25 protein-coding genes and 2 riboswitches are annotated in these 24,305 nt (G+C 41.8%); of the genes, 24 read left to right on the plus strand and 1 reads right to left on the minus strand.

What is annotated here, in order from left to right; translation table 11 throughout:
* The first annotated feature begins 8 nt into the window (after window positions 1-8).
* From topA to AB5Z01_RS02315, 22 genes are all read left to right on the plus strand, one after another.
* On the plus strand, window positions 9-2,099 hold the full coding sequence (gene topA, locus AB5Z01_RS02210; RefSeq protein WP_195220812.1) for a type I DNA topoisomerase: 2,091 nt from the start codon (window positions 9-11) through the stop codon (window positions 2,097-2,099).
* Window positions 2,089-3,405, plus strand: a complete 1,317-nt coding sequence (gene trmFO / locus AB5Z01_RS02215) for a methylenetetrahydrofolate--tRNA-(uracil(54)-C(5))-methyltransferase (FADH(2)-oxidizing) TrmFO (RefSeq protein WP_278460967.1) — start codon at window positions 2,089-2,091, stop codon at window positions 3,403-3,405. The genes topA and trmFO overlap by 11 nt, the downstream gene beginning before the upstream one ends.
* A 10-nt stretch (window positions 3,406-3,415) precedes the next feature.
* The gene (gene plsX / locus AB5Z01_RS02220) at window positions 3,416-4,426 is read left to right on the plus strand and encodes a phosphate acyltransferase PlsX (RefSeq protein ID WP_022286873.1); all 1,011 of its coding nucleotides are present in this window, start codon (window positions 3,416-3,418) and stop codon (window positions 4,424-4,426) included.
* The gene (gene rnc / locus AB5Z01_RS02225; RefSeq protein ID WP_022286874.1) at window positions 4,426-5,124 is read left to right on the plus strand and encodes a ribonuclease III; all 699 of its coding nucleotides are present in this window, start codon (window positions 4,426-4,428) and stop codon (window positions 5,122-5,124) included. Before plsX ends, rnc begins: the two co-directional genes overlap by 1 nt.
* Window positions 5,111-6,136, plus strand: a complete 1,026-nt coding sequence (locus tag AB5Z01_RS02230) for an elongator complex protein 3 (RefSeq protein ID WP_368365306.1) — start codon at window positions 5,111-5,113, stop codon at window positions 6,134-6,136. The genes rnc and AB5Z01_RS02230 overlap by 14 nt, the downstream gene beginning before the upstream one ends.
* A complete protein-coding gene (gene smc, locus AB5Z01_RS02235; RefSeq protein ID WP_368365307.1) occupies window positions 6,136-9,702 on the plus strand; it encodes a chromosome segregation protein SMC in 3,567 nt (1,188 codons plus the stop codon). Before AB5Z01_RS02230 ends, smc begins: the two co-directional genes overlap by 1 nt.
* Before the next feature lie 10 nt (window positions 9,703-9,712).
* Window positions 9,713-10,618 (plus strand): signal recognition particle-docking protein FtsY, encoded by a 906-nt coding sequence (gene ftsY / locus AB5Z01_RS02240; RefSeq protein WP_368365308.1) that lies wholly within the window; start codon window positions 9,713-9,715, stop codon window positions 10,616-10,618.
* A 50-nt stretch (window positions 10,619-10,668) separates the two neighbouring features.
* Window positions 10,669-11,169, plus strand: a complete 501-nt coding sequence (locus tag AB5Z01_RS02245) for an isochorismatase family cysteine hydrolase (RefSeq protein WP_287215036.1) — start codon at window positions 10,669-10,671, stop codon at window positions 11,167-11,169.
* Window positions 11,170-11,179: 10 nt separating this feature from the next.
* Window positions 11,180-11,758 (plus strand): RdgB/HAM1 family non-canonical purine NTP pyrophosphatase, encoded by a 579-nt coding sequence (gene rdgB / locus AB5Z01_RS02250; protein WP_022286879.1) that lies wholly within the window; start codon window positions 11,180-11,182, stop codon window positions 11,756-11,758.
* Between the two features lie 18 nt (window positions 11,759-11,776).
* Window positions 11,777-12,073: a YhbY family RNA-binding protein gene (locus tag AB5Z01_RS02255; protein ID WP_022286880.1), complete on the plus strand. Its 297-nt coding sequence runs from the start codon at window positions 11,777-11,779 to the stop codon at window positions 12,071-12,073.
* Window positions 12,073-12,690: a nicotinate (nicotinamide) nucleotide adenylyltransferase gene (gene nadD, locus AB5Z01_RS02260; RefSeq protein WP_287215037.1), complete on the plus strand. Its 618-nt coding sequence runs from the start codon at window positions 12,073-12,075 to the stop codon at window positions 12,688-12,690. The genes AB5Z01_RS02255 and nadD overlap by 1 nt, the downstream gene beginning before the upstream one ends.
* The gene (gene yqeK, locus AB5Z01_RS02265; RefSeq protein WP_287215038.1) at window positions 12,680-13,258 is read left to right on the plus strand and encodes a bis(5'-nucleosyl)-tetraphosphatase (symmetrical) YqeK; all 579 of its coding nucleotides are present in this window, start codon (window positions 12,680-12,682) and stop codon (window positions 13,256-13,258) included. Before nadD ends, yqeK begins: the two co-directional genes overlap by 11 nt.
* Before the next feature lie 11 nt (window positions 13,259-13,269).
* Window positions 13,270-13,647 (plus strand): ribosome silencing factor, encoded by a 378-nt coding sequence (gene rsfS, locus AB5Z01_RS02270; RefSeq protein WP_117863799.1) that lies wholly within the window; start codon window positions 13,270-13,272, stop codon window positions 13,645-13,647.
* Window positions 13,648-13,683: 36 nt separating this feature from the next.
* Window positions 13,684-16,092 carry a leucine--tRNA ligase gene (gene leuS / locus AB5Z01_RS02275; protein WP_195220819.1) on the plus strand — a complete coding sequence of 803 codons (2,409 nt, stop codon included), beginning with the start codon at window positions 13,684-13,686 and terminating at the stop codon, window positions 16,090-16,092.
* A gap of 259 nt (window positions 16,093-16,351) precedes the next feature.
* On the plus strand, window positions 16,352-16,525 hold the full coding sequence (gene rpsU, locus AB5Z01_RS02280) for a 30S ribosomal protein S21 (RefSeq protein WP_002847085.1): 174 nt from the start codon (window positions 16,352-16,354) through the stop codon (window positions 16,523-16,525).
* Between the two features lie 38 nt (window positions 16,526-16,563).
* Entirely contained in the window at window positions 16,564-17,067 is a 504-nt protein-coding gene (locus AB5Z01_RS02285) for a YqeG family HAD IIIA-type phosphatase (RefSeq protein WP_278306127.1), read from the plus strand.
* 24 nt (window positions 17,068-17,091) lie between these two features.
* The gene (locus tag AB5Z01_RS02290; protein ID WP_287215041.1) at window positions 17,092-17,946 is read left to right on the plus strand and encodes a TIM barrel protein; all 855 of its coding nucleotides are present in this window, start codon (window positions 17,092-17,094) and stop codon (window positions 17,944-17,946) included.
* 18 nt (window positions 17,947-17,964) lie between these two features.
* Window positions 17,965-18,423, plus strand: a complete 459-nt coding sequence (gene aroQ / locus AB5Z01_RS02295; RefSeq protein WP_022286887.1) for a type II 3-dehydroquinate dehydratase — start codon at window positions 17,965-17,967, stop codon at window positions 18,421-18,423.
* On the plus strand, window positions 18,416-19,480 hold the full coding sequence (locus AB5Z01_RS02300; RefSeq protein ID WP_287215043.1) for an aminopeptidase P family protein: 1,065 nt from the start codon (window positions 18,416-18,418) through the stop codon (window positions 19,478-19,480). Before aroQ ends, AB5Z01_RS02300 begins: the two co-directional genes overlap by 8 nt.
* Window positions 19,481-19,619: 139 nt before the next feature.
* Entirely contained in the window at window positions 19,620-20,177 is a 558-nt protein-coding gene (gene efp, locus AB5Z01_RS02305) for an elongation factor P (protein WP_022286889.1), read from the plus strand.
* A gap of 40 nt (window positions 20,178-20,217) precedes the next feature.
* Entirely contained in the window at window positions 20,218-20,664 is a 447-nt protein-coding gene (locus AB5Z01_RS02310) for a CD1247 N-terminal domain-containing protein (protein ID WP_287215045.1), read from the plus strand.
* 30 nt (window positions 20,665-20,694) lie between these two features.
* Window positions 20,695-20,827: riboswitch (FMN riboswitch) on the plus strand.
* 97 nt (window positions 20,828-20,924) lie between these two features.
* Window positions 20,925-21,548, plus strand: a complete 624-nt coding sequence (locus tag AB5Z01_RS02315; RefSeq protein ID WP_287215047.1) for an ECF transporter S component — start codon at window positions 20,925-20,927, stop codon at window positions 21,546-21,548.
* A gap of 66 nt (window positions 21,549-21,614) precedes the next feature.
* On the opposite strand, the gene metK is transcribed toward AB5Z01_RS02315, so the two are convergent.
* Entirely contained in the window at window positions 21,615-22,787 is a 1,173-nt protein-coding gene (gene metK, locus AB5Z01_RS02320; RefSeq protein ID WP_038671975.1) for a methionine adenosyltransferase, read from the minus strand.
* A gap of 87 nt (window positions 22,788-22,874) precedes the next feature.
* A riboswitch (SAM riboswitch) is annotated at window positions 22,875-22,973 on the minus strand.
* A 166-nt stretch (window positions 22,974-23,139) separates the two neighbouring features.
* On the opposite strand from metK, the gene AB5Z01_RS02325 reads away from it, so the two are divergent.
* Window positions 23,140-23,724, plus strand: coding sequence for a chromate transporter (locus tag AB5Z01_RS02325; RefSeq protein ID WP_353805447.1), 585 nt, complete (start codon window positions 23,140-23,142; stop codon window positions 23,722-23,724).
* The gene (locus AB5Z01_RS02330) at window positions 23,721-24,287 is read left to right on the plus strand and encodes a chromate transporter (RefSeq protein ID WP_287215049.1); all 567 of its coding nucleotides are present in this window, start codon (window positions 23,721-23,723) and stop codon (window positions 24,285-24,287) included. Before AB5Z01_RS02325 ends, AB5Z01_RS02330 begins: the two co-directional genes overlap by 4 nt.
* Window positions 24,288-24,305: the final 18 nt, after the last annotated feature.

The raw sequence follows: 24,305 nt of genomic DNA on the forward strand, positions 1-24,305 counted from the left end.
GAATAGATTTGTCTAATTTGATCATAGTTGAGTCACCAACGAAGATAAAAACAATTAAGCGTTATCTTAGCGATGATTATGAAGTCGTGGCTTCAAAGGGTCATGTCCGTGACCTGCCAAAATCAAAGCTGGGCGTCGATATAGATAATAATTTTGAACCTAAATATGTCAATATAAAAGACAAAGAGGGCGTTATAAAAGATATAAAAAAGCTTGCAAAGAAAAGCGACCATGTTTATCTTGCAGGAGACCCTGACCGAGAGGGAGAAGCCATTTCATGGCATCTTGCATTGCTTTTGGGTCTTGACCTGAATGATAAAAACCGAGTAACTTTCAACGAGCTTACTGAAACCGGTATCAAAGCTGGAATGAGCCACCCACGTTCTATTGATATAAACCTTGTTAATGCACAGCAGGCAAGACGTATCCTCGACAGACTTGTGGGCTATAAGCTTTCACCTTTTCTTTGGAGAAAGATAAGAAAAGGACTTTCAGCGGGCAGAGTTCAGTCTGTCGCAGTTAAAATGATATGCGACAGAGAAAACGAGATAAGGGCATTTGTATCTCAGGAATATTGGTCCATTGACGGAAAATTTTCTGCAAACGGTGAAAGAAAGACCTTTGCCGCAAAGCTTAATACAGTTGACGGAGAAAAGCCAGAGTTGAAAAATAAAGAGCAGGCTGACGAGATACTGAAAAGGCTTGAGGGTGCCGAGTTTGTTATCGACAAGGTAAAAAAGAGCGTTCACAGAAAATCTCCTGCCGCACCATTCACCACCTCGACTTTACAGCAGGAAGCGTCAAGACGTCTCGGTTTTCAGGCGAGAAGAACGATGAAAACTGCTCAGGAGCTTTATGAGGGTGTTGAGATAAACGATATGGGTCAGACAGGTCTTATCACCTATATGCGTACCGACAGCCTTAGAATTTCTGATGAAGCAAGAGCAGCGGCATATGATTTTATCAGAAAAAAATATGGCGATAAGTATATCCCTGACACACCGAAAAAATATAAAACTAAGGGCAACGCTCAGGACGCTCACGAAGCCATCCGACCAACACACCCAGAGGTAACACCTGATATGGTAAAGGCAAGCGGAGTGACGAGTGACCAGTACAAGCTTTATAAACTCATTTGGGAGAGATTTATAGCTTCTCAGATGTCAAACTGCCTTATGGACACTGTTTCTGTTGATATTTCTGCAAACGGTTGTAACTTCAAGGCAACAGGCTATTCTGTAAAGTTCGACGGATTTACTGTTCTTTATGAAGAGGCTAAAGACGATGAGGGTGAAAAGAAAAACGTGCTTCCTCCAATAAAATCCGGTGACTCAATAAAGGTGCGTAACCTTGAAGGAAATCAGCATTTCACTCAGCCTCCTGCCAGATACACAGAAGCGACCCTCGTAAAAGCGTTTGAGGAAACAGGCATCGGCAGACCTTCGACTTATGTTCCAACTATTACAACCATAATAAACAGGAATTATGTTGAGCGTGACGGAAAACAGCTTAAGCCGACTTCGCTTGGCGAAGTAACAAACCAGCTTATGAGCGAGCACTTTGATAAAATAGTTGATGTTAAGTTTACTGCAAACATGGAGAAATCTCTTGACGAAGTGGAAAATGGCAAGAAAAGTTGGGTAAAAACTTTGCAGGATTTTTATAGTGATTTTGACGAGGAATTGACTGAAGCCGAGGAAGCCATGGACGGGAAGCGTATCAAAGTGCCTGACGAAGAAACAGATCAGGTGTGCGAGCTTTGCGGCAAACCTATGGTAATAAAGATAGGCAGATATGGCAAATTTATGGCTTGCTCAGGTTTTCCTGAGTGCAAGAATACCAAGAAAATAGTTCAAGAAACAGGCGGAATTTGCCCTTACTGCGGAAAGAAAGTGCTTCTCAAAAAGTCTAAAAAGGGCAAAAAGTATTACGGCTGTGAGGACAATCCTGAGTGCAAGTTCATGACATGGGACGTTCCTACCGAAGAGAAATGCCCTAAGTGTGGCAGTACGCTTTTCCAGAAAGGCGGAAAGAACGGAATACTCATTTGCCATAAGCCTGATTGCGGATATGAAAGGAATTTATCTAATGGCGGTTAAGGTAATAGGTGCAGGACTTGCAGGCTGTGAAGCTGCGTGGCAGTTAGCCCAAGCAGGGATAGACGTTGAGCTTTATGAAATGAAGCCGAAAAAGTTTACGCCCGCCCATAAATATAAGGGCTTTGCAGAGCTTGTCTGCTCAAATTCATTGAAAGCGGACAGAATAGATTCAGCCGCAGGTATGCTAAAAGAGGAAATGCGCAGGCTTGGCTCTGTCACAATGGAATGTGCAGCTGAAACTAAGGTATCAGCAGGTGGAGCACTTGCTGTTGACAGGAAAAAGTTTTCCGATATGGTCACGGCAAAGATAATGGAAAATCCTCACATCACTGTTATCGAGGAAGAAGTCACAGATATACCTGATGGCGATGTTATAATCGCAACAGGTCCTCTTACAAGCAATGGGCTTGCAGAGAGTATCGGCAAAATATGCGGTGATTATCTGTATTTTCATGATGCCGCCGCACCTATCGTCACATATGAAAGTCTTGATAAGGATAAGGTGTTTTTTGCATCGAGATACGGCAAGGGCGAGGCTGATTATATAAACTGCCCTATGAATAAGGAAGAATATCTCAGATTCTATAATGAACTTATCAATGCGGAATCCGCTCCGCTCCATGATTTTGATAAGGAGCACTTTTCAAAGGACGGGTTCAAGGTGTATGAAGGCTGTATGCCGGTTGAGGTCCTTGCCAAAAGAGGAGAGGACACAATGCGTTTTGGACCATTGAAGCCTGTGGGTTTGACAGATCCACGAACAGGAAACAGACCTTATGCCATCGTTCAGCTTCGTGCAGAGAACGCAGAGGGAAGTCTGTATAACCTTGTGGGCTTTCAGACAAACCTTAAATTTGGTGAGCAGAAAAGAGTATTTTCTCTTATCACAGGACTTGAAAATGCAGAATTTATACGCTATGGAGTTATGCATAGAAACACTTTCATCAATTCGCCTAAGCTCTTAAATCCGCAGTTTAATATGCGAGATAGAGATAACCTCTATTTTGCAGGTCAAATGACAGGCGTTGAGGGATATATCGAATCGGCGGCAAGCGGAATTTTTGCAGGGTTGAGCATGGCAAGACGTTTGCAGGGCAAGCCTGCGGTTACCTTGCCTGATACCACAATGCTGGGTGCGCTTTCAAAGTATATAAGCGATCCTACTGTGGAGAAGTTCCAGCCTATGGGATGTAATATGGGTATCCTGCCTGAGCTGCCTGAACGTATAAGAGATAAGAAACTGAAATATAAGATGATAGCTGAAAGGGGTCTTGCAGACCTTGACAAGGCTATTGAGGAATTTTAAGGAGAATGTTATGAACATAGTAATTGACGCTTTCGGCGGAGATAACGCACCTCTCGAAGTCATAAAAGGTTCAATTGACGCACAAAAAGATTTCGGTGTTGACGTTACTCTTGTTGGTGATGAAGAAAAAATAAAAAAATGTGCACAGGAAAACGGACTTGATATTACAGCTTTACATATCAAGCACGCTGATACTGTTATCGAGATATGCGAAGAGCCTACAGAGGTCATCAAGGGCAAGAAGGATTGTTCAATGGCTGTGGGCATGAAAATGCTTGCAGACGGCGAGGGCGACGCTTTCGTTTCAGCTGGCTCAACAGGCGCACTTGTAGTTGGAGCAACGTTTATCGTAAAGAGAATAAAGGGCATCAAAAGACCAGCTCTTGCAACAATACTTCCTACGGCAACGACGCCTACGATGCTTCTTGACAGCGGTGCAAATGCAGACTGCCGCCCTGAAATGCTTACTCAGTTTGGAATAATGGGTTCGGCTTATATGAACAAGATACTTGGTGTTGAGTCACCAAGAGTAGGTCTTGCAAATATTGGTGCCGAGGAATCAAAGGGCAGAGAGCTGGAGCTTGAAACTTACAAGCAGTTGAAAAACGCACCTGTAAACTTTGTTGGAAATATCGAAGCAAGACAGCTTCCTATGGGCGATTGTGACGTATGCGTGGCTGACGGCTTCTGCGGAAACCTTATGCTCAAGCTTTACGAGGGCATGGCAAAATTCTTCTCAGGGGAGCTTAAAACGCTTCTGACTAAGGATACAAAGTCAAAGATCGCTGCTCTTATGGTAATGAAGAACGTTAAAGAATTCAAGAAAAAGGTAGACTACTCTGAGTATGGCGGAGCGCCTCTACTTGGTACTGCAAAGCCTGTTATCAAGGCACATGGCTCATCAAATGCAAGAGCATTCTATAACGCTATCAGACAAGCAAAACAATTTACTGAAACTAATGTGATAGACGAGATCACAACTGCTATCGAGCAGTTGAAAAGCAAACAGGAGATGTTATAATGGACGAGCAAAAGGCTCTTAAAGAGTTTCAGGAAAGAATAGGTTATCAATTCAAAGACGAAAAGCTCCTTTACGAAGCTCTTTCCCATTCATCATTTGCAAATGAAAACAAGAAGGCAAGAAACAGCAATGAAAGGCTTGAATTTCTTGGAGATTCAGTGCTTTCTATAGTTGTGTCAGATCACATTTTCGAGCATTACAAGCATATGCCTGAGGGCGAGCTGACAAAAATGAGAGCTTCACTTGTGTGCGAAAAAGCACTGTTTGAGTTCTCAAAGAAAATAGAACTTGGAAAGTATATTTTCCTTGGAAAAGGCGAAGAGATAACAGGCGGCAGAGAAAGACCGTCAATTATTTCAGACGCTTTTGAAGCAGTTATCGCTGCAATTTATCTTGACGGTGGTATCGAGCCTGTTTCAAAATATATACTTTCATTCATACCTGAAAATATCACGCCTGATGGAGTTGTTTTCCATGATTACAAGACTATTCTTCAGGAGATAATCCAGAAAAATCCTGAGGAGAGAATAGAATATCACCTTAAAGGCGAGTCAGGTCCTGACCATAATAAGAAATTTACTGTTCAGGTACTTTTGAATACGAATGTTATCGGCGAGGGTACAGGCAGATCGAAAAAGACCGCTGAACAGTTGGCGGCTAAAGAAGCATTGGAACTAATGGGCTATGGGGCACAGTAATATATCTGTCTTCGTGCCGCATATAGGCTGTCCGCATATGTGTGCGTTCTGCAATCAGCGCACCATAACTGGTACAGAGAAGATACCGCACGCTGATGATGTTAAGCGTATCTGCACACAGGCAATGAACGAAGTCAAGGACGTTTCACAGACGGAAATAGCCTTTTTCGGTGGTAGCTTTACAGCAGTGCCGAGAGAATATATGCTCGAACTTCTTGGTGCAGCGCAGGAGTTTATAGGCAACGACAAATTCAAGGGTATCAGGATATCCACCAGACCTGACTATATCAGCACTGAGATACTTGACATTCTCAGAGATAATCACGTTACGGCTATTGAGCTTGGCGCACAGTCTATGTCAGATGTTGTTCTTGAAGCCAACGAGCGTGGACATACTGTTCAGGACGTCGAAAACGCTGCAAAGCTTATAAAAAGCTATGGCTGCTTTGACCTTGGACTGCAAATGATGATAGGACTTTATAAAAGCAACCGTGAAACTGAGCTGGAAACTTGGTCGAAGATAGCGGCGCTGTCTCCTAAAACAGTACGTATTTATCCCGTTGTTATTCTTAATGGTACAAGGCTCGGAGAGCTTTACAAAAGTGGCGAATATAAGCCTATGGACTTTGACGAGGTAGTGAAAATCTGTTCTTATCTTCTCACAGAAGCCGATAAACTTGGTATAGATGTTATAAAGCTTGGTCTGCACGCAAGCGAGGTCGTGGAGGAGCAAATGTTGGGCGGATTTTATCACCCTGCATTCCGTGAACTTTGCGAAGGCAGAAATTACCGCAGGCTTATAGCTGAGGAGCTTGGAAAGCATGGCAATATAAGCGATATAGTTTCCGTTGTGATATCTGTACCAAAAAGGCAGATAAGCAAGGCAATAGGTCAGAAAAAAGCTAACATAGAATATTTCAAAGATCTTGGTGTCAATATAAAAATTGTAGGTCACGAGGACAGCGATAAAATAAAGATAAACGAAATCATAATGAGGGGTGGTGAAAAATAATGTATCTTAAATCACTTGAATTGCAGGGCTTTAAGTCTTTTCCGGATAAAATAGAGCTGAAATTCAATAAGGGTATCACCGCAGTTGTCGGTCCTAACGGCTCAGGCAAGAGTAATATCGGTGACGCTATGCGCTGGGTAATGGGCGAGCAATCTTCCAAAGCCCTGAGAGGTGAAAAAATGGCAGGCGTTATTTTTCATGGCACTCAAACTAGACCAAAAGCGCCTTTTGCTCAGGTAACTATCACCATAGACAACGAGGACGGTGCACTTGAATATGACAGCGACACCGTGTCAGTATCACGAAAGCTTTACCGCAATGGCGACAGCTTTTACATGATAAACGGTAAAGAAGTAAATTTAAAGGATATCGTGGAACTGTTTATGGACACCGGTCTTGGCAGGGACGGTTATTCGATAATCGGTCAGGGCAGGATAGCAGATATCGTAAACGGAAAATCCAATGACCGCCGTGAGATATTTGAAGAAGCGGCAGGTATTTCAAAATTCCGTTCAAAGAAAAAAGAAGCCGAAAAAAAGCTTGCGGCGGCTGAGGATAATCTCTCTCGTATCAATGACATCATGGGAGAGATAGAAGGACGAATAGGTCCGCTTAAAGCGCAGGCTGAAAAGGCGGAGAAGTTCAGAGTCCTTGATGAAGAAAAGAGAAAGCTGGAAGTCTCCGTATGGGTGCATAAGCTCAACGAGTATATGAGCCAAATAGCAGGTTATGAGGAGAAGCTTTCTGCTGTAAAAAAAGAGTACGAGGTCATCACGCAGGAGCTTGAAAGCATTGAAGATGATATAAATGACAGCTTTGCAAAGAGCGCTGAAAAATCTGAGCTTGCTGACAGCTACAAAAATCAAATACATCAGGTGGAGCTTGAAAACTCTCAGGCACTGTCAAAGATCGCAGTATATGAGAATGATATTTCTCACCTTGAAGATAATATTTTGAAGCTTAAAGAGCAGATAAGTGAGTCCAACTCATCAAAATACTATCTTGAGGCTGAGCTGAAAACACGCAGACAGGAGCTTGAAGAACTCGACGAGAAAAAAGCAAAGCAGCAGGAAGCCGTAGATTGTAAAGAAAAAGAGCTTTCTGAGCTTATTGATAAAACTGCATTATCTGACAAGTCGGTAAGTGAAGCTGGAAGCTTTATAAATGAGCTTTACATGAAAAAGTCGGAAGTTTCATTCAGACTTGAAAATGCTAAAAACAACCTTTCGGATATTGATGAGCAGATCGAAAATTCTCTTGAAAGAAAAAAACAGCTTGAAGAACATTCAAAACTTTCTTCAAAGGAATTAAAGGAACTGTGTGAATCAAAAGGCAAAGCTGACGAAAACAAGCAGGAGCTTACAAACCGCTTGAGCGGACTTGCAAAGCTTCTTGAAACTAGAAACACAAAGCTTTCAGAATGTCGCAAAAATCTCACAGATACGGAAATACAGCTCCGTGACGTTGAGAACAGGATAAAGACTATAGCCGACCTTGAAAACTCCATGGAGGGCTTTCAGTTCAGCGTAAAGCACATAATGAAAGCCTCACAGCAGGGTAGGATAAGCGGCATTTGCGGTACTGTTTCTCAGCTTATATCTGTTGAAACAAAATACTCTGTAGCCATTGAAACTGCGTTGGGTGGGGCACTTCAGAATATTGTCGTAAACAATGAGGACTCTGCTAAGAGAGGTATCAGGCTTCTGAAAGAGAACAGATCAGGCCGTGCAACATTTCTGCCCGTTACATCAGTTCGAGGAAACAGGCTAAATATGCCGCAACTTGAAAATGAGGACGGCTTTGTGGCTCTAGGCTGTGAGCTTGTTAAGTATGACAGCCAGTTTGAGGGCGTAATCAACAGCCTTTTAGGCAGGATATGTATAGCAGAGGATATCGACAGTGCAACCCTTATCGCAAAGAAATACGGCTATAAATTCCGCATCGTTACCCTGGACGGACAGGTGATAAACGCGGGCGGCTCATTCACAGGAGGAAGCGTTTCCAAACAGACAGGTCTGCTTACAAGAAAAAATGAAGCGGAAGCACTTGCTAAAAAGAAAACAGCACTTGAAAACTCCTTTACAGAGCTTAAACAGCAGGTTGAGAAGCTAAATCAAGAGGTTTCAAAATACACCGCTGATACCGAGGGACTAAGGGAAAAGCTTTCACAGGTAAACAGCGATATACTCCGTTTTGAAATGGAAATAAAGCGTGTTTCAGAGTATTATTCTGACTATGAAAACAAGCTTGATGAGATAGAAACATTTATCGAAACGCTGAAAAATAAATACAAGATAGTAAGCGGAGATATCGACAAGGCTCAGACAGAACTTTCAGAAATCGAAGCTGAGATATCTGATAATGAAGCCAAGCTTGCCGACTCTCAGAACGAGCAGGCAGAACTTAAAAATAAGCGTGAACAGCTCAGCGAAGAGCTTTCGCAAATGAAGATAATGGCGGCAGAGTTATCCAAAGACCTTGATGCCTGCAAGCTTTCAATATCACAGCTTGAAGAAACTATCGGCGACAGTGATACTGACAGCGGCAAGTTGAACGATAATATCTCCGAGTGTGAAAAGAAAATAGCCGAGAAGAAAGAGCTTATTTTTCAGACCAAACAGGAACTCAGCGGCGCCGACGAAAAGATAGCCTCCACACAGAAAATGGCGGAGCAGGCTCAGCGTGAGCATATTGAGCTTGACAATGCAGCAAACAAACTTCGCACCAAGCAGAAGCACAAAATGGACGAGAAGGAAACACTTTCAGGTCAGATTACAAGAGCGGAGGAACAGAAAAAATCTGTTACTGCAGGCTTTGATAAGCTTGTGGCACAGCTTTGGGACGATTATGAGCTTACAAGAAGCGACGCTGCAGAGATAGCCGAGGATATTGTGGATATAACGGTAGCTAACAGGCGACTCAACGAACTTCGTGGAAAGATAAGAAATCTTGGAAGCGTAAACCTTGGAGCTATAGAGGAATATGCAGAAGTGTCACAGCGACACGAATTTCTCACAGGTCAGCTTAATGACGTAAATACGTCAAAAACAGAACTTGAAAAACTTATCGAGGATCTGACAGAAAATATGAAGAATATGTTCACCGACAGCTTTGAACGTATAAATGCGAACTTCAAGAAAATTTTCACCGAGCTTTTCGGTGGTGGTCAGTGCGAGCTTATTCTCACAGACCCAAACAATGTCCTTGAATGTGGTATTGAGATAAACGTTCAGCCGCCAGGCAAGGTCATAACAAACCTTATGTCCCTTTCAGGCGGAGAGCAGGCTCTGGTGGCTATTGCAATTTATTTTGCAATCCTGAAAATTTCGCCATCACCTTTCTGTCTTCTTGATGAGATAGAAGCGGCGCTTGATGATGTGAACGTAAGTAAATATGCACAATATCTGCACCACCTTACAGATAAAACACAGTTTATCACCATTACTCACAGACGTGGAACAATGGAAGAAGCCGACGTTCTGTATGGCGTAACGATGCAAGAAAAGGGTGTTTCCAAGCTTCTTAAAATGGACGTTTCGGAAACACGTCAAATGAAACTTGAATAGGAGTGAAGAAATGGGATTTTTTGAAAAGCTGAAAAATGGTCTTAAAAAGACTAAAGACTCAATGATGGGCAGAATAGAAAGTCTGCTCCATTCATTCAGCAAAATAGATGAAGATCTTTTTGAGGAGCTTGAAGAAACGCTTATCCTCTGCGATATCGGAGTTACAACTTCTGAAAAAATATGCAATAAGCTCAGACAGAAAGTCAAGCAGGAGGGCGTTAAAGAACCTGAAAAAATCAAGGATATGCTTAAAGAGATAATCACAGAAATGCTCGGTGAGGATCAGAAGCTCGATATGTCAACAACACCGTCAGTTATACTGGTTATCGGTGTAAACGGTGTTGGCAAAACAACAACTATCGGCAAGCTTGCTTATCAGCTTCACAAACAAGGCAAAAAGGTTATCGTTGCGGCGGCTGATACTTTCAGAGCGGCTGCTATTGACCAGCTCGAAGTGTGGACAGAGCGTGCAGGGGTAGACATAATCAAGCACAACGAAGGTTCAGACCCTGCTTCCGTAGTATTTGACGCACTGGTGGCGGCTAAGGCAAGACAGGCTGACGTTGTTATATGCGATACCGCAGGTCGTCTTCACAATAAGAAAAACCTTATGGACGAGCTGAAAAAGATATCCCGTATAGTTCACCAACAGGCAGAGGGCTGTGCTCTCGAAGTCCTGCTTGCGCTTGACGCTACAACGGGACAGAACGCAGTTAATCAGGCAAGACAGTTCAACGAAGTAGCTGATATAACGGGTATTATTCTTACCAAGCTTGACGGCACAGCCAAGGGTGGAATAATTATCAGCATAACCGACGATCTGCAAGTGCCTGTAAAGCTTGTTACAGTAGGCGAAAAAATAGACGACATACAGCCGTTTTCAGCAAGAGATTTTGTTGAAGCACTGTTTGAATAATAGAATATTGGATTAGACACTTAAAAGTATAAAATCAGGGGGAATTTTTTATGGATAAGGTTTTGTTTGTAGTTGATATGCAGGAAATGTATGTAGGAAGGGGCAGAGATAAAACCACATACTCATATGATGCCGAATCACTTATCGACGCCATAAACAAGCGTATCTCTGCTTATAAAGCTGAGGAGGTCTTTTATATCGTCAGCTACAAAAAGGGACTTTTGGGTGGAGGAATGCCCAAAGAGGGAACACCTGCGGCTAGCTTTCCAGCAAAGCTGAAAGTTGTATCCAAAAATATTTATTCCAAAAGCAAGCCAGATGCTTTTTCAAACGTTGCTCTTGAAGATTTTATGAGAGCAAGGAATGTGAAAGAGATAGAATTTGTAGGTGTTGATGGTGGTATCTCCGTTATCAACACTGCAATAGGTGCTATTGAATGTGGAATGAAAGTTGTTTTCAATGAGGACTGTATCGGTACAATTTTCAAAGACAAAGCAATGAAATGCCGTGAAAAATTAAAGAAAAACAAGGTAACTTATATACACAGCTAAAGGAGAAAAAATGAAACTTGTTATTGCAAGCAACAATAAAGGCAAGATAAGAGAATATAAACAGATTCTTGAGCCGCTTGGTTATGAGGTGTTCTCGCAATCAGAGGCAGGTCTGATACTTGATGTTGAGGAAACAGGCACTACTTTTGCTGAAAACTCTGCACTAAAAGCAAGAGCTGCATTCAAGCTTTGCGGCTGTGCTGTACTTGCAGACGACAGCGGTCTTGAGATAGACGCCCTGGATGGTGAGCCTGGAGTATATTCAGCAAGATATGGCGGACTCGAAACTGATGATGAGCGTACCGCTCTTGTGCTTAAAAAAATGAAAGAAATACCTGATGATAAAAGGGGAGCACACTTTACCTGTACAATACACTTTATCAAAGCAGACGGTGAAGAGATAGCCGTTGAGGGAAAAGTATTCGGTAAGATAGCTCACGAGCCTGTTGGCGAAAACGGCTTCGGCTATGACCCTATTTTCATGTATGGGAACAAGAGCTTTGCTCAGGTGGACTCAGAAACAAAGAATACCGTTTCCCATAGAGCAAACGCACTGAAAGCTTTGCTTGAACAGCTCACAAAGCAGTAAACTGAAAGGATTTAGATTATGATTACAACTAAACAAAGAGCAGAACTCAAAGGTATGGCTTCGCTTATACAGCCTGCTTTTCAGATAGGCAAGGGCGGAGTTAATGACGCTCAGGTGGCACAGATAGACGATTATCTGAGAGTTCACGAGCTTGTAAAAATAAAGGTGCTTGACAACTCAATGTACACCGCAAGGGAAGCCGCAGAGGAGATCGCTGAAAAGATATCTGCTGAAGTCGTTCAGGTAATAGGCTCAAAGGCGGTACTTTATAAACGTAATGAGAAGCAGCCTGTTATAAAATTAAAGTCAAAGTAATGAAAATAGGTGTTTTCGGCGGCACGTTCAATCCTGTTCACTTAGGGCACTTAAATTGCCTTAAAAGCGTAGCGGAGCAGGCGGGTCTTGACAAGATGATCGTCATGCCTGACAGAATACCTCCACATAAGCAAGCGGAGGACTTAGCTTCCTCTGAGGATAGGTTGAATATGTGCAGACTTGCTTTTGCAGATATCCCATGTGTGGAAATATCTGATTGGGAACTTAAGCAAGAGGGCAAAAGCTATTCAGTGATAACACTCAGACATCTAAAAGAGTTATATCCACATGATAAGCTGTTTTTTATAATGGGCAGCGATATGTTGCTTTCATTTGAAGAATGGTATCAGTATAAGGAGATATTATTACTTTCGGCACTTATCTGCGTTGCACGCTCGCATGAGGACATTGACCACATAGAGGTGAAAGCCAAACAGCTCAAAGCCGAGGGTGGAGAGATAATCATAGTAAAAACTGACCCATTTGAGGTGTCTTCAACTGAGATACGTCAAATGCTCAAAAAAAATGTTGATTGCTCTTGCTATTTGAGTGAAAATGTTGTACAATATATAGTGGACAAAAATTTGTATAACCGAGGTTTTCTAAGTGGCAGATAAAAAAACAATAGGCATTTATAAAGCATACCTAAAAGAACATTTATCAAAAAAGAGATACACACACTCTATGAACGTGGCAAATTCCGCTGTGGAGCTTGCAAAAAGATATGGTGCTGACGCAGACAAGGCTTATATCGCAGGACTTTTGCATGATGTTGCAAAAGAGATACCAGCATTGGAGCTTGCGGCTATAGTTTCTAAATCTTCACTTGATGTGTGCGATATAGAGAAAAAGGCTGTTCCTCTGTTTCACGGTATTGCAGGGGCAGAGCTTGTGCAGACGCTTTTTGATATTCATGATCCTGAGATAATCTCAGCTATACGCTATCATACGGTTGCCTGTGGCAATATGCCCAAGCTTAGCCAGATAGTATATCTTGCAGACCTTATTTCTGCGGACAGGGATTATAAAGATGTAAAGAAAATGAGAAAGTATGCCGAACAAAGCTTGGAGAAAGCAATGTTTGAGGCTTTGAAATTCTCAATAAAAGACTCAGTGGAAAAGGGTAATACTATCCCTCTTTCCACACTTGAAGCATATAATGATTTTGCCTATAATTCAAAATAAAGGAGATTTTTATGGATAATATTTCACAGAATGAAAAGCTGTCAACTATTGTTAAAGCTCTTGATTCAAAAAGAGCAGAGGACATCAGGGTAATAGAGATCGGTGACCTGACTATAGTTGCGGATTATTTTGTTATAGCAAATGGTACTTCAAGCACTCAGACAAAGGCCCTTGCGGAGGAAGTTGAGTTCAAAATGAGCCAGCTTGGCATTGAACCTAACAGAACAGAGGGCTATCAGGGTGCAACTTGGGTCGTACTTGATTACGGTGATATCATAGTTCATGTTTTCTATAAGGAAACAAGAGATCATTACAATCTTGAAAGACTATGGTCTGACGGCAAGGATATCGACGTAAAGCAGTTCTTACCAGACGAGCCACAGGATTAATTTTGACAATTATAATTTAACAAAGGATTGATAAAGATGAAAGAATACAATTTTTCGGCCATAGAAAGCAAATGGCAGAAATACTGGGACGAGCATAAGACCTTTGAGGCAAGCAATGACTTTTCGAAGAAGAAATTTTACGGACTTGTAGAGTTTCCTTATCCGTCAGGTCATGGAATGCATGTTGGACACATCAAGGCTTATTCTGGTCTTGAAGTTGTAAGCCGTAAAAGACGTATGCAGGGCTATAATGTACTTTTCCCTATAGGCTTTGACGCTTACGGTCTGCCTACAGAAAACACAGCTATCAAAACAGGTGTTCACCCAAGAAAGGTAACAGACGACAATATCAAGAAGTTCACGGGGCAGCTCAAAAGAGTAGGTTTTTCATTCGATTGGTCAAGAGTTATTGATACGACCGACGAAAACTACTATAAGTGGACACAGTGGATATTCCTTAAAATGTTTGAGAATGGTCTTGTATTCAGAGATAAGACCCTCGTAAATTATTGCCCAAGCTGTAAGGTCGTTCTTTCAAATGAGGACTCACAGGGCGGTCACTGCGATGTTTGCCACAGCGAGATAGTTCAGAAAACTAAAGAAGTATGGTATCTTAGGATCACAGAATACGCTGACAAGCTTCTTCAGGGACTTGAAGAAGTTGACTATCTGCCTAACATCAAACTCCAGCAGCAGAATTGGATAGGAAAATCAACAGGTGCATTTGTAAACTTCAAGATCAAAGAGCAGGACGATCAGCTCAAGATCTACACTACACGTCCTGACACGCTTTACGGCGTTACATTCATGGTAATCGCTCCTGAACATCCTATCATCCAGAAATACAGAAATAGTATTGCAAACATTGCTGACCTTGACGCTTATAAGACAGAGTGTGCAAAGAAGAGCGAATTTGAGAGAACTCAGCTCGTTAAGGATAAAACAGGCGTTAAGATAGACGGTCTGACAGCTATCAATCCTATCACAGGCAAAGAGATACCTATCTACATCTCAGACTATGTTATGATGGGATACGGCACAGGCGCTATCATGGCTGTGCCTGCTCACGATACAAGGGACTATGATTTTGCAAAGAAGTTCGGCATTGACATAATCGAAGTCATCAAGGGCGGCGACATTTCTAAGGAAGCCTACACAGGCGACGGCGAAATGGTCAACTCAGGTGAGCTTAACGGCATAACAAACAAGAAAGAAGCTATCGAAAAGATGCTTACTGTTCTTGAAAAACTGGGCTGCGGTGAAAAGGGCGTTCAGTATAAGATGAAAGACTGGGCTTTCAATCGTCAGAGATATTGGGGCGAGCCTATCCCGATAGTACATTGCCCTCACTGCGGAATGGTCGCTGTGCCATATGATGAGCTTCCACTTAAATTGCCACCGGTAGAGAACTTTGAGCCTGGTACAGACGGCGAAAGCCCTCTGGCTAAGATAGACTCTTTCGTACACTGCAAATGTCCTAAGTGTGGCTGTGACGCAAAGAGAGAAACAGATACAATGCCACAGTGGGCTGGTTCTTCGTGGTACTTCCTGCGTTATTGCGATCCTAACAACAATGATGAGTTTGCTTCACAGGAAGCACTGAAATATTGGATGCCTGTTGATTGGTATAACGGTGGTATGGAGCACGTTACACGTCATATGATCTATTCACGTTTCTGGCACAAGTTCCTCTACGACCTCGGTCTTGTACCAACTTCAGAGCCTTATGCAAAGAGAACAGCTCAGGGTCTTATCCTTGGACCTGACGGTGAGAAGATGAGTAAGTCAAGAGGAAACGTTGTTGACCCTAACGATGTTGTTGACGAATACGGTGCAGATGTTCTCAGACTTTATGTTCTGTTCATGGGTGACTATGAAAAGGCAGCTCCATGGAGCGAGAGCAGTGTTAAGGGCTGTAAGAGATTTGTGGACAGAATTTGGGCTTTGCAGGATAAGGTAGTTGACAGCGACGAGTACAGCGACAAGCTGAGATCGCTCATGCACAAGACTATCAAGAAGGTATCCGATGATATTGAGTCAATGAAGTTCAATACTGCTATTGCCGCAATGATGACGCTTCTTAATGAGATATATAATGTTGGCTCTATCACAAAGAAAGAGTTCAGAGATCTTCTTATCATACTCAATCCTTTTGCACCTCATGTTACAGAAGAACTTTATCAGATGATCGGTTGCGAGGGAGTTCTTGACGAGCAGGAGTGGGTAACATATGATGAAGCACTCTGCAAGGACGATACTATCGAGATCGTTTGTCAGATAAACGGCAAGGTAAAATCCAAGCTCACAATACCTACAGACGCAGCTAAGGACGACGTTATCGCACTCGCTAAGGCTGACGAAGCTATCGTTAAGGCAACGGAAGGCAAAAATATAGTCAAGGAAATCTATGTTCCTAACAAGCTTGTAAATCTGGTTGTAAAGTAAGCGAAAATTTCCTCAGAAAAAATCAAAAAAAGAGCCAGAAAGCTATTGACTTTTTGGTGGAAATATAGTATAATTAAATTTGTAATTATATCGGTTTTATAAATTCCGCAGATTAAAGACAGAGCGGTCCGAAAGAGTAGGACTGGGGGAACGTAAAGCGTTTCAGTTTGCTTTTGCAGACACCTTCACTATCACCATTGATTTTCGGAAATTCCGATAGAATTGCCTCTGTCACAGGTGGCAAAGGGAGGGAATAATTTTGGCAGAAATCCGTGTTGGAAAGAACGAAACTTTGGATACAGCACTTAAGCGTTTCAAGAGATCATGTGCAAGAGACGGCGTTATCGCAGAGGTTCGTAAAAGAGAACACTACGAAAAGCCTTCGGTAAAGCGTAAGAAGAAGTCCGAAGCTGCTCGTAAGCGTAAATACTAATATGTAATTAAAGGCGGGCATTTTTATGTCCGCTTTTTATTTTATACAACAGGAGTTTTTTTATGTTCAAACCAACTTATGTTTTTGACAAGGTAGGAGAGATAACCCCCGATTTTCTTGCTAAAAAGCATATCAAGGGGCTGCTCCTCGATCTTGATAATACGCTGACAACACATAACAATCCAGTTCCTCCGCAGTCGAGTCTTGATTGGCTTGCTAAGATGAAAGCGGCAGGGATAAAGCTTATGATCGTTTCAAACAATCATGCTCCAAGGGTAAAGCCTTTTGCAGAGCAGTTGGAGCTTGACTTTGTACCTGAAGGCAAAAAACCGCTGACATTTGGCTACACAAAGGCTATAGCTAAGCTGGGGCTTAATAAGAAAAATGTTGCGGCTGTGGGTGATCAGATATTCACTGACGTGCTTGGCTCAAATCTGAAAGGTATACGCTCCATATTCGTGTTCCCAATAGAGCCTGAAACGAGCTTGCCATTTCGATTTAAAAGAGCCTGTGAAAAGCCGTTTTTACCAAAGCTTAAATAGCATAAAACGAAAGGAATGATAATGATGTCAGCAAGATTTGGACCTGCGGGAAACAGCGAAGCGTTTTCTGCTAAATATAAAACAACACTTCAAGCTCCGGGATATCTCGAAGCAATGGGGCTTGACCACTATGAATATCAGTGTGGCAGGGGAGTTAAGGTCTCTGATAAAATAGCTTTTGCCTTGAAAGACAAGGCTAAAGAGCATAATATCACGCTTTCGCTCCATGCGCCGTATTTTATTTCGCTTTCAAGCCTTGAAGCTGAAAAGCGTGACAACAGCATAAATTATATTCTGCAATCCTGTGACGCTGCAAGCAGAATGGGTGCTGATAGAATAGTTATCCATTCAGGAAGCTGTGCGAAAATAAGCAGAGAGGACGCTTTGGAACTTGCTAAAGATACTCTCACAAGGGCTAGAAAAACAGCCGTTGAGCAGGGCTTTGAGCATATCGTTTTTTGCCCTGAAACTATGGGTAAGGTAAATCAGCTTGGTAACTTAACAGAAGTGCTGGAGCTTTGCAAGCTTGATGATACGTTCCTGCCGACAATAGATTTCGGACATCTCAACGCAAGAGAGTTCGGCTATATAAAAGGTAAGGCAGAGTATGAGAGAATGCTTGATGAAGTGGAAAATGCTATCGGTCACGACAGGCTGAAAATATTCCACAGCCATTTTTCTAAGATAATGTTTACAAATCCAGGCGGTGAGAAAAAGCACCTGACTTTTGACGATAATCAAGGCTTTGGACCTGACTATGAGCCGCTTATGGAGATAGTCGCAAAGAAAGATCTTTCGCCTATATTCGTCTGTGAAAGCGCAGGCACTCAGGACAAAGACGCACTGACAATGAAGGATTATTATTTGTCGGTGAAATAAAGATAGGAGAGTATTGATATGAAAAAAATACTTGTTATACATGGTCCTAACCTTAATCTTCTGGGAGAGCGTGAGCCTGGAGTTTACGGTACAGATACATTTGAGAGCATAAACAACGAGATAATCGAGCATGCAATGAAATATGAATTTCACTGCGACGTTTATCAGTCAAACCATGAGGGTGAAATAATCGACAAGCTTCACCTTGCTAGAAAAAATTATGACGGCGTTATACTTAACGCAGGCGCTTATACACACTATAGCTATGCTATCAGAGACGCCATCGCCGCAATAAAGATTCCTGTCGTTGAGGTACATCTGAGCAATATACACTCCCGTGACGAATTCAGACACACTTCTGTTATCGCACCTGTATGCGTGGGTCAGATAAGCGGGTTCGGAAAGTATTCATACTACATGGCTGTTGACGCTTTGTATTACAAATGGAAAAATGAAAGCGGTGCAGACAATGACTGATCTTGAAAAACTTTGTTCACGAGTAACAGAAGCGGCAGATTGTGCTGTTATCACTGACGATGTGAACAGAAGATATTTCACTGCAATGAAATCAAGTGCAGGAACACTAGTGGTTTTTCCGGAAAAAGCGTATTTTATCATAGATTTCAGATATATTGAAAAGGCAAAGAAAACTGTCACAGCTTGCGAGGTCATTTTGCAGGACAAGCTCTATGAGCAGATAAACAGCCTTATTGAAAAGCATGGTGCAAAAACAGTTTCTGTTAATGCCGATACCTGCACACTTTCCGAGCTTATCGCATATCAGCAAAAGCTTAATGCTGAGGTCATCGCAGACACAAAGCTTGCGGAAATAATAAGAGAGATCAGAACAGTTAAATCCCAAGAGCAGATAGACAAGATAATCAAAGCACAGCGTATCGCTGAAAAGGGTTTTGCACATATGCTTGACTTTATCAAGGTCGGCAGAACTGAAAAAGAGATTCAGCTTGAGCTTGACTATTATATGCTTAGAAATGGTGCTGAAGCTCTGTCTTTTGACACTATTGCACTTTCAGGCTCTAATACCTCGCTTCCACATGGTGTACCATCTGACAAAAAAGTTGAGATCGGTGAGTTCGTGCTTATGGATTTCGGAGCAACTTATGAAGGTTGGCACAGCGATATGACTAGAACTGTATGCGTAGGCAAACCTAGTGACAAGATGAAGTCTGTATACGAAACTGTTCTTACTGCACAGCTTGCAGCTCTTGACGCAGTAAAGGCAGGTATGTCAGGAAAAGCACTTGACAAAATAGCAAGGGATATCATAACTGAAGCAGGCTATGGAGATAATTTCGGCCATTCTCTCGGACATGGTGTGGGAGTTGAGATACATGAAAGCCCTTATGCTTCGCCTAGCAGGGAAGATATATTGCCTGAAAATTCGATCGTAACAGTAGAGCCAGGTATTTATCTTGAGTGCAAGTTTGGTGTGAGAATAGAAGATTTTGTTGTTGTTACAGAAAACGGCTGTATCAATATGACAAAAGCCCCTAAAGAGCTTATTTGCTTGTAATTTTTTTTGATTTTTTGGTAAAAAAGTTTTCAAAAGCTATTGCAATAAACAAATAAATATGGTAAAATAAATATAGAGGTATGCGGACATTTTGAACTGTGTACACATTAATTAAGAATGTTTATGGAGGTACTAAATAATGGTAACTGCTGGTGATTTCAGAAACGGCGTGACTTTTGAAGAGGACGGCAACGTAATGCAGATCGTTGAGTTTCAGCACGTTAAACCTGGTAAGGGTGCAGCGTTCGTCAGAGCAAAGGTTAGAAATGTAATTTCAGGTTCTGTTGTTGAAAAGACATACAATCCAACAGCTAAATTCCCAACAGCATATGTTGAGAGAAAGGATATGGAGTATTCTTACAACGACGGTGATCTTTATTATTTCATGGATCCAGAGAGCTATGAGCTTGTTCCAGTAAACAAGGCTGAGCTTTCAGATAATTTTAAGTTCGTAAAGGAAAACATGGTATGTAAGATCCTTTCTTACAAGGGTACAGTATTCGGCGTAGAGCCTCCATACTTTGTTGATCTTGAAGTAACAGAGACAGAGCCTGGTATCAAGGGCGATACAGCTACAAATGCTACAAAGCCTGCAACAGTTGAAACTGGTGCTGAGATCAGAGTTCCTCTGTTCATCAACACAGGCGACAGAATAAGAATCGATACTCGTACATGTGAGTACATGGAAAGAGCATAAGTTTTAGCCTTTACGGTTTTTTAGAAACGGAGGGAATATTATGGAGCTGTCAAAGAAGGTTGCATATTTAAAGGGACTTATGGAAGGTCTTAAGATTGACGATTCCACAAACGAGGGAAAGATATTGACAATTATGGCTGATATTCTTGATGAGATGTCTGCTACAGTTGAAGATATTGCCGAAGAAGTTGACGAAACAGTTGAGCTTGTAGATACTCTTGACGAGGATCTCGGCGAGATAGAAGATCTAATTTATGGTGATGATGATGACGACGATTGTTGTTGCGACGATGATTGTTGTTGTGATGATGACTATGATGATGATGACGATGAGGACGCTATGTATGAATGTGTATGCCCTAACTGCGGTGACACAATAATGCTCGGTGAGAACATTATCGCTGACGGTTCTGTTGACTGTCCAAACTGCGGAGAGAGCCTTGAGTTTGATTTCTCAGAAATTGAGGACGAGGACAACGAGGATTGATCTCATAAAAAGTGTTCAGCAAAATTTAATAATGTGTTTCAGGGGTGGTGAAATTCCACACCGGAGGTGATCGAATAGTATTCGTAAGTCCTCGACCGCAGAAATGCGCTGATTCGGTGAAAATCCGAAACCGACGGTAAAGTCCGGATGGAAGAAACGACAGATCAATAACGCATAAATTGCACCCTGATTTTATTTTCAGGGTGCTTTTGCTTTTGCTGCTGTTTCTCCCGATAATTTTATTATTTGGAGGAATTAAAATGACAAGTGATAACACTATGCCAAGAAATAAAACTTTTACAACAAGAAAAATGGTAATGGTGGCAATGCTCAGCGCCATAGCTACTGTAATATATTACCTTGATTTTCCTGTGCCACTTATGCCAGGATTTATCAAGCTTGACCTTTCAAACGTTATATCCCTGCTGGCAGGTTTCTCAATGGGACCTATTGCAGGCGTGATCGTTTGCCTTATCAAGAACGTTATCCAGTTGATTATAAAGGGACTAGGCACAACAATGGGTATCGGCAACATCTTTGACTTTGTAACAAGCGCAGCTTTTGTGCTGACGGCTTCTGTTATATACCACAAGAAAAAAACCAGAAAGAATGCTATCATAAGCTGTATCATTGGCACTTTGGTTTTCACAGTAATAAGCTTGCCGTTGAATTATTTTATCGTTTATCCTATATACTTTAAAGCATTCGGCGGAGAAGCTGCTATACTCGGTATGTACCAGCAGATAATGGGTAGCGTAAAGAATATTTTCTCTGCACTGTGTATTTTCAATCTGCCTTTTACTTTTGTGAAGGGTATTATTTGTGCATTGGTCACAATTCTTATTTATAAGCCTTTGTCGCCTATTCTTAAAGGCAAAGACTAAAACAAAATTAATGCTGAACACAAAAAAGCCTTGGCAGGCACATTCCTGTCAAGGCTTTGATATTTTTTATTTAACTGCTTCAAGAAGATCATTGATCTTGTCTGTCTTTTCCCAAGCTACATCAAGATCCTCACGTCCCATATGACCATAAGCTGCAAGCTGCTTGTACTGTGGCTTTCTAAGGTCAAGGCTCTTGATTATTGCAGCAGGGCGAAGGTCAAATACCTTTTCTACAGCTGCCTCTATCTTTTCATCAGAAACCTTTCCTGTGCCGTATGTGTCGACCATGATTGAAACAGGGTGAGCAACACCGATAGCATACGCAAGCTCAACCTCGCACTTCTTGGCAAGACCTGCTGCAACGATATTCTTTGCAACGTATCTTGCAGCATATGTTGCGCTTCTGTCAACCTTTGTAGGATCTTTTCCTGAGAAAGCACCACCACCATGACGAGCATATCCACCGTATGTGTCAACGATTATCTTTCTTCCTGTCAGACCACTGTCGCCCTGAGGGCCGCCGACTACAAATCTTCCTGTTGGGTTTACAAAATAAGTAGTGTTCTCATCAAGAAGTTCAGCAGGGATAACTGTCTTTATAACGTTCTCGATAATATCTTCTCTTATCTGCTCCAGTGTTACAGCGTCATCATGCTGTGAAGAAACTACAACAGCGTCAACTCTTGTTGGCTTGCCATCATCATATTCAACTGTTACCTGAGTTTTTCCGTCCGGTCTGAGATATGGCAAAGTGCCGTTTTTTCTAACTTCTGTAAGTTTAAGAGCAAGCTTGTGAGCAAGTGATATAGGCATTGGCATAAGTTCAGGTGTTTCGTCGCAAGCAAAACCGAACATGATACCCTGATCGCCTGCACCTGTATCGAATGCGTTTTCAGCTCTGCCTTCGAGAGCGTTGTCAACACCCATTGCAATATCAGGCGACTGCTTGTCTATAGTTGTGAGAACTGAACAGGTGTGTCCGTCAAAACCATACTTGGCTCTGTCATAGCCTATACCGACAACTGTATCTCTAACGATCTGTGGTATGTCGATTATAGCCTTTGTTGTTATCTCGCCCATGCACATTACTACACCTGTTGTAGTGACCGTTTCGCAGGCAACTCTTGACATAGGATCCTGCTCCAGCAGAGCGTCAAGTATAGCGTCAGAGATCTGATCGCATATTTTGTCAGGATGTCCCTCAGTAACCGACTCAGATGTAAATAAATACTTTGACATAAAAATACCTCTTTTCTGAATATTTGTTAATCTAAAAACAGCCACAAAAAAAGCGCTTCATTCCGAAACGCTTGAAATTACTCAATTTCCTCATCTTTCGGAAATAACCGCAGGATTTAGCACCTTAACTAACGCTAGGTTGCTGGGCTTCACAGGACCTGTTTCCTCCACCACTCTTGATAAGGCTATTTAATTTTAACAAGATATATTATACACCATATATCGACTATTGTCAACTGTTTTACACATAATTATAGATTATTTTAATGTTTCGTAATAAATCAGCAAATGCTAATAAAAGCATTGACTTACTAGGACAAGTTTGTTATAATATACAAAGAGGTGAGTTTTTTTGAAAAATGACAATTCAAATATAAAAACATTGTTTATGACCTTTCTTAAGATAGGCGTTTTTACCTTTGGCGGAGGATATGCAATGATAGCCTTGCTTGAAACAGAATTTTGTGTGCGCAAAAATTGGCTTGATAAAAAAGAATTTCTCGATATGACAGCTATATCAGAGTCAACCCCCGGACCAACTGCTGTAAACAGTGCTACATATATCGGCTACAAAATAGGAGGTGTGCTGGGTGCTCTTGCGGCAACTGTCGGTGTGTGCATACCGTCATTTTTTATAATCTACATAATATCACTTTTCTTTGACAAATTTCTGTCTTTAAAAGTAGTCTACGCTGGATTCCGTGGCATTCAGGTGGGCGTAATATATCTCATACTTACTGCAGGACTAAGAATGTTGAAAGCCCTTGATAACACATTGCTTGACAAAATTATAATGCTTGGAGTTTTCATAATGATGATACTTTTCACACTTTTTTCTGTGAAGTTTTCTTCAGTATTTTATATTATCATAAGTGGTGCTGTGGGCATTGCCGTGTATCTGATTAAAACCCTCAGAAAGGGAAGTACAATAAAATGATATATCTCAAACTTTTTCTCATTTTTCTTGAAATAGGCGCAGTGTCATTCGGCGGAGGATATGGAATGATATCCATTATCCGTGAAAAAGTTCTTACCTTTGGCTGGCTCAGTGAGGACGAATTTGTGAACTTTATTGCCGTATCTGAGTCCACCCCTGGACCACTTGCAGTGAACATGGCGACCTTTGTAGGCTCATCGCAGGCAGGCTTCATAGGCGGATTGATAGCCACTTTTGGCGTTGTGTTGCCTTCGTTCGTGATAATATTCATCATAGCTTCGATCATGAAAGATTTGCTGAAATACTCAGGGGTAAAAGCAATGCTTTCAGGCATTCGTCCTTGCGTTGTTGCAATGATACTCGCCACTGGCATTACAATGGCTTTATCTTCACTGCTAAATATCACCACCATAAATTCAAAGTCTGCTTTTGACTATAATGCGTTGATAATATTCCTGCTCATAGCCTTGGCAGATGTGCTTATTTTGAAACTGAAGAAATTCAAGCTCTCACCGATCACAATTATCGTAAGCTCCGCCTTTCTCGGCATAATATTCTATTAAAAAAAGCTGTAACACCGC

Origin of the sequence: Ruminococcus sp. RTP21359st1_H3_RTP21359_211015, assembly GCF_040909065.1 — a bacterium.
Classification (GTDB): Bacteria; Bacillota; Clostridia; order Oscillospirales; family Ruminococcaceae; genus Hominimerdicola; species Hominimerdicola aceti.

Coding starts and splice junctions, on each gene's coding strand:
- trmFO (WP_278460967.1), top strand. CDS start 2,089: ATGGCGGTTAAGGTAATAGGTGCAGGACTTGCAGGCTGTGAAGCTGCG.
- plsX (WP_022286873.1), top strand. CDS start 3,416: ATGAACATAGTAATTGACGCTTTCGGCGGAGATAACGCACCTCTCGAA.
- rnc (WP_022286874.1), top strand. CDS start 4,426: ATGGACGAGCAAAAGGCTCTTAAAGAGTTTCAGGAAAGAATAGGTTAT.
- AB5Z01_RS02230 (WP_368365306.1), top strand. CDS start 5,111: ATGGGGCACAGTAATATATCTGTCTTCGTGCCGCATATAGGCTGTCCG.
- smc (WP_368365307.1), top strand. CDS start 6,136: ATGTATCTTAAATCACTTGAATTGCAGGGCTTTAAGTCTTTTCCGGAT.
- ftsY (WP_368365308.1), top strand. CDS start 9,713: ATGGGATTTTTTGAAAAGCTGAAAAATGGTCTTAAAAAGACTAAAGAC.
- AB5Z01_RS02245 (WP_287215036.1), top strand. CDS start 10,669: ATGGATAAGGTTTTGTTTGTAGTTGATATGCAGGAAATGTATGTAGGA.
- rdgB (WP_022286879.1), top strand. CDS start 11,180: ATGAAACTTGTTATTGCAAGCAACAATAAAGGCAAGATAAGAGAATAT.
- AB5Z01_RS02255 (WP_022286880.1), top strand. CDS start 11,777: ATGATTACAACTAAACAAAGAGCAGAACTCAAAGGTATGGCTTCGCTT.
- nadD (WP_287215037.1), top strand. CDS start 12,073: ATGAAAATAGGTGTTTTCGGCGGCACGTTCAATCCTGTTCACTTAGGG.
- rsfS (WP_117863799.1), top strand. CDS start 13,270: ATGGATAATATTTCACAGAATGAAAAGCTGTCAACTATTGTTAAAGCT.
- leuS (WP_195220819.1), top strand. CDS start 13,684: ATGAAAGAATACAATTTTTCGGCCATAGAAAGCAAATGGCAGAAATAC.
- AB5Z01_RS02290 (WP_287215041.1), top strand. CDS start 17,092: ATGTCAGCAAGATTTGGACCTGCGGGAAACAGCGAAGCGTTTTCTGCT.
- aroQ (WP_022286887.1), top strand. CDS start 17,965: ATGAAAAAAATACTTGTTATACATGGTCCTAACCTTAATCTTCTGGGA.
- AB5Z01_RS02300 (WP_287215043.1), top strand. CDS start 18,416: ATGACTGATCTTGAAAAACTTTGTTCACGAGTAACAGAAGCGGCAGAT.
- efp (WP_022286889.1), top strand. CDS start 19,620: ATGGTAACTGCTGGTGATTTCAGAAACGGCGTGACTTTTGAAGAGGAC.
- AB5Z01_RS02310 (WP_287215045.1), top strand. CDS start 20,218: ATGGAGCTGTCAAAGAAGGTTGCATATTTAAAGGGACTTATGGAAGGT.
- AB5Z01_RS02315 (WP_287215047.1), top strand. CDS start 20,925: ATGACAAGTGATAACACTATGCCAAGAAATAAAACTTTTACAACAAGA.
- metK (WP_038671975.1), bottom strand. CDS start 22,787: ATGTCAAAGTATTTATTTACATCTGAGTCGGTTACTGAGGGACATCCT.
- AB5Z01_RS02330 (WP_287215049.1), top strand. CDS start 23,721: ATGATATATCTCAAACTTTTTCTCATTTTTCTTGAAATAGGCGCAGTG.